Source organism: Salicola sp. AFF1 (assembly GCF_056783195.1).
In genome coordinates, this window is sequence record NZ_JBXAYL010000144.1 from 1 (window position 1) to 343 (window position 343).

Genomic DNA, 343 nt, shown 5'->3' on the forward strand with positions numbered 1-343 from the left:
ACTGGTTCAGGGCGTAGTCCATGGCCTTGCGGGTCAGTGAGCCCTTCGCGACCTTGCCGGCGTTGTCGTCCAGCCAGGTTTTGAACGCCTGGAGTCGAGGCAGGCTTTCGGCCTGGCGGATGCGATAGCGTTCGTCATCGCCGAGATCCTTGATCCGGCGCTCAATGGCGTAGAGCTTGCGGATATGGCCCAATGCCACATCGGCCTTGGCGGTTTGGCGTTGGCCCTTGCCTTTGCTCTTGTTGTTGTTTGACGACGCTGCTTTAGAGGCCTCGACGAACTTGCGACGGGCATGGTCCCAGCACCCGATCCGGGTGATGTCGTTGTCCCGACACACCTTCCC

At 60.9% G+C, this 343-nt stretch carries 1 protein-coding gene; it reads right to left on the bottom strand.

Annotation, left to right across the window (positions count from 1 at the left end; genetic code table 11):
* A partial coding sequence (locus AC1RQI_RS17110; RefSeq protein ID WP_481905816.1) for an IS66 family transposase occupies positions 1–343 on the bottom strand: 343 nt, incomplete at both ends.